Origin of the sequence: Tianweitania sp., assembly GCF_032053605.1 — a bacterium.
GTDB lineage: Bacteria > Pseudomonadota > Alphaproteobacteria > Rhizobiales > Rhizobiaceae > Tianweitania.
Window position 1 is genome coordinate 1 of the sequence record NZ_DAMBUH010000203.1, and the last position, 1,557, is coordinate 1,557.

Here is a 1,557-nt window from a genome sequence, read left to right on the forward strand (position 1 = left end):
ATATCAGGCCCAGCCGCTTCGCGCACCGCAGGCAGCACGTCGATCGTGCTCGGCGTCCGGTCGATGGTGCGCGCGCCGTAGTTCGAGACGTAAAGCGCGACGGCACCGGCATCAATCGATGCCTTGGCATCGCGCACGCTCATCACGCCCTTCATGATACAGGGCAGCGGCGACTTGGCGATGACGCGCGCGGCCTGTTCCCAGGTCCAGCGCGGTTGCGTGAAGTCGAGCAGTTCGCGCAGCATGGCGGGGTCGGACTTGCCCTCGCCGAAATTCGACGGTGTCCTTTCGCCGCGCACGCTGAAGCGGTCTTCCATCATGCGCTCGCGCCATTGCCGGATCGGCGAATAGGTCACGCAGATATATCGGTAGCCGGCGTCCTTGGCGCGCGCGATCATGTCGAGCACCGCACCTTCATCACCGGCAAAGGTCATCTGGAACACGGAAGCGACCGATGAGGCCGCAGCCACCTCTTCCAGGGAATGGAAGGCGGCAACCGGCACCATCTGGCTGATGCCGACGGCTTGCGCCGCAAGGCCGATCGCCAGATGCGCATCCGGATGGAACACAGATTCCCCGCCGCCAAAGGGTGCAATGAAGGCGGGGAAGCTGAGATCGAGGTCGAGAACGCGCGTATCCGTGCGCGGATTGCTGACGCCGGTGAACAACGGCGCTTCGAACAGATAGCGGTCGAAGGCCGCCGTGTTCTCGCGCAAGGTGACTTCGTCACCGGTGCCGCACCATAGGTAGTTCCAATGAACGTCGGATAGATGCCGGCGGGCATCGGCATGGATGCCCTTCAGCGTGACGTATTTTTCGGACGTCACATAGCGATCGTCCATGTGGTTTGGCTGCCTGGTCATGCCCGCCCCTCCCTCGATCTGTTGGGTTTAGTCCTTGGCGGCGATCACGACGATCTCGATCAGCCGCTTGGCATCGCCGAGGTCCGCACCGCCGATGGTGGCGCGCGATGGGAAGTCAGCTTCATCGAGCCATTCCATCCAGACTTCGTTCATTTCTTCCTTGCGCGACATGTCGCTGAGATAGATGCGCGCCGACAGGAGCTTGGTCTTGTCGGAGCCGAGTTCCTTCAGGAGCGCCTCGATCTTGGCGCAGGTTTCGCGTGTCTGCTCCTTCATGCCGCCGTTGAGATCGGAGGCGGCGTGGCCGGCAAGGTAAAGCACGCCATTGTGCTCGACGGCGCCATAAAGGGTACGGGCCTTGCGGTGACGGGTAACCATGGATGTTTCCTTTCTTTTGAATGCAGGGAGACGCCCACCGGCACAGGGTTTGTACCGGCTCCAGCGATGTTGATGGGTTCAGGTTCAGGCGCGGCCTTGCGGCGCGTAAGCGTCCAGCGAGACGGACAGGTCCTTGCCGGCAACCAGATCAGCCAGACACTTGCCGGCGAACGGTCCGACGGTAAGGCCGGAAGCGCCGAGGCCGTTGCCGACCGTCAGGCCCTGCATGCCCGGCACGCGGCCGAGGATCGGGCGCATCGTCGGTGCTGCCGGCCGGAAGCCGATGCGCGTTTCGATATGGGTCGCATTGGCCAGA

The 1,557-nt window shown here is 63.1% G+C and carries 3 protein-coding genes; all 3 read right to left on the bottom strand.

The window, feature by feature from the left end:
* Positions 1-863: alpha-hydroxy acid oxidase (locus tag RTX98_RS20735; RefSeq protein ID WP_312798784.1), on the bottom strand; the 863-nt coding region annotated here is incomplete at its 3' end.
* Positions 864-890: 27 nt separating this feature from the next.
* Positions 891-1,241 carry a RidA family protein gene (locus RTX98_RS20740; protein WP_312798785.1) on the bottom strand — a complete coding sequence of 117 codons (351 nt, stop codon included), beginning with the start codon at positions 1,239-1,241 and terminating at the stop codon, positions 891-893.
* Positions 1,242-1,325: 84 nt separating this feature from the next.
* Positions 1,326-1,557: FAD-dependent oxidoreductase (locus tag RTX98_RS20745; protein ID WP_416223194.1), on the bottom strand; the 232-nt coding region annotated here is incomplete at its 5' end.

Excerpts from the sequence above, each read along its gene's own strand:
- RTX98_RS20740 (WP_312798785.1), bottom strand. The coding sequence starts at position 1,241 with ATGGTTACCCGTCACCGCAAGGCCCGTACCCTTTATGGCGCCGTCGAG.